Origin of the sequence: Streptomyces sp. NPDC006602 (assembly GCF_042870385.1) — a bacterium.
In the GTDB taxonomy this organism is placed as follows: domain Bacteria; phylum Actinomycetota; class Actinomycetes; order Streptomycetales; family Streptomycetaceae; genus Streptomyces.
Genome location: NZ_JBIAHG010000096.1, coordinates 1 through 2,002, shown reverse-complemented (window position 1 = coordinate 2,002; position 2,002 = coordinate 1). Strand labels below are relative to the sequence as shown.

The 2,002-nt window shown below is 69.3% G+C and carries 1 protein-coding gene and 2 pseudogenes; 1 reads left to right on the top strand and 2 read right to left on the bottom strand.

What is annotated here, in order from left to right; translation table 11 throughout:
* Positions 1–303, bottom strand: a pseudogene (locus tag ACFYO2_RS49560) (IS21 family transposase); the annotation flags it as partial.
* Here ACFYO2_RS49560 and ACFYO2_RS49555 point away from each other — a divergent pair.
* Positions 284–1,047 (top strand): annotated as a pseudogene (locus ACFYO2_RS49555) (IS5 family transposase); the annotation flags it as partial. The pseudogenes ACFYO2_RS49560 and ACFYO2_RS49555 sit on opposite strands and share 20 nt — an antisense overlap.
* A 199-nt stretch (positions 1,048–1,246) precedes the next feature.
* Here the strand turns inward: ACFYO2_RS49555 and ACFYO2_RS49550 are convergent.
* On the bottom strand, positions 1,247–1,921 hold the full coding sequence (locus tag ACFYO2_RS49550) for a dienelactone hydrolase family protein (RefSeq protein WP_388364099.1): 675 nt from the start codon (positions 1,919–1,921) through the stop codon (positions 1,247–1,249).
* Between the last annotated feature and the right edge of the window lie 81 nt (positions 1,922–2,002).

Here is a 2,002-nt window from a genome sequence, read left to right as displayed (position 1 = left end):
CAGCAGCAGGACGGAGATGAGCGCCCGGGTGCCCTCCGCGTCGCCGTGGGCGGTGCAGGCCGCCTGCCACCAGGCGTCGTGGACCGGGGTGAACTTGCCTGCCGAGCGGGCCTGGTCCAGCGCGGTCGCCCCGGGCAGCGCGCCGGGCTTGCGGACCAGCGCTTCCAGGTAGTGGTCCAGCTCCAGGCGGGAGCCGCCCTTGGCAATCAGCCGCTCGTGGCGGGCGACTTCCTTGTGCGCGTCGTAGACAACGAGCTCGGAGGCGTGCAGCACGACCCGCACCATCCGGCCGATCAACCGCACCGGCAAGCCATTGTTGCCGGTGCCGGCCTGCCAGACCCCCAGCGGCGGCAGGCCGGAGGCCCACCCACGTCGGGAGATCGTTGACGCCTTGCGCTATCTCGTCGACACCGGCTGCAAATGGGCCGCGCTGCCGCAGGATTACCCGCCCTTCAAGACGGTGTTCGGCTTCTTTGTCCGCTGGTCTGCCGCGGGCATCTTCAACCTCATACGTGACCAGCTGCGACGCCGGATCCGTCGCACGATGGGCACGTCACCGAACCCGGTGGCGGCGGTGATCGACTCCCAGTCCGTCAAGGTCGCGGCCACCGTCCCGCGCTCCACGTCCGGATACGACGCCGGAAAAAGACACCGGGCCGGAAGAGGCACATAATCGTGGACCTCAAAGGGCTCCCGCTGTTTGTGATGGTCACTCCGGCCGACATGCACGACAGCGTCGCCGCCCGTGAAGCCCTCTTCCGGCTCCGGCTGATGCACCCCGAAATCACCATCGTCTGGGCCGACTTGGCCTACGCGGGTACCCTCGTGGCCTGGGCCAAGTCCTTCCTCCACCTCACGAGCAAGACCGTGAGCAGGCCCAAGGGCACCAAGGGCTTCGTGATCCTGCCGAGGCGTTGGGTGGTGGAGAGGTCACTGGCCTGGCTATCGCATGCGCGTCGAAACGTGCGCGACTACGAGACCCGGCCTGAGCACTCCGAGGCGATGCTCACCCTTGCCTCGATCACGCTCATGACCCGCAGACTCACCCTGCCCGCCGTCCAGCCCAACGCATCCCTGCCCCGATCTGCCGAACCCGTCCACGCTGCTTGAGGCGTCACAGGTCCGACGGGAGCGGCATCGCGATGGACGCGACGATGCCGTCCATCGCGTCGTTCAGGACCGCCTCGCGCTCGGCCGGGTCAGTGCATGACGCCGACCAAGCCTGGGGCCAGCATGTTCGCCTGGGTCATGCCCCCAGCTCCTCCGTCACGGGCAGGCACTCGGCGAGCAGGTCGACGACGTCGCGCCAGGCTCGCTGCGCGTGCTGCGGGTGGTAGCCGACGCCGGGGACCGTGGGGTGGTCGACCGGCGGATGGTGGAAGGCGTGCAAGGCGCCGCCGTAGACCGCGAGGCGCCAGTCGACGCCCGCGGCCTGCATCTCAGCGGTGAACGCCTTGCGTTGTGCGGGCGGCATGATCGGGTCTTCCGACCCGACCCCGGCCCACACTGGGCAGCGAATGCGCGCTGCCTCGCCCGGTCGGCCCGTGGTCAGTGCGTTGACTGTGCCGATCGCGCGCAGGTTGACGCCGTCGCGCCCGAGTTCCAGCCCGACAGCGCCCCCGGTGCCGTAGCCGACGGCGGCGATCCGGTCGGGGTCGGTCCGCGGTTCGGTGCGCAACACGTCGAGCGCTGCATGGCCGATGCTCCGCATCCGGTCGGGATCAGCGAGCAGTGGCATGCAACGGGCCAGCATCTCCTCGGGGTCGCTCAAATAGCGCCCGCCGTGGAGGTCGAAGGCCAGCGCTATGTATCCCAGCTCGGCGAGAGCATCGGCCCGGCGGCGCTCGACGTCGCTGAGCCCCGTGCCCTCTGGTCCGAGCAGCACTGCGGGCCGGCGGTCGACACCGGGAGCAATGCTCATGACCTGTGGATCGGCTCGGGAGGACGTACCTTCCCGGGTGATTGATCGATAGGTCACCGAGCAAGACCGGTGTTCGCAGCA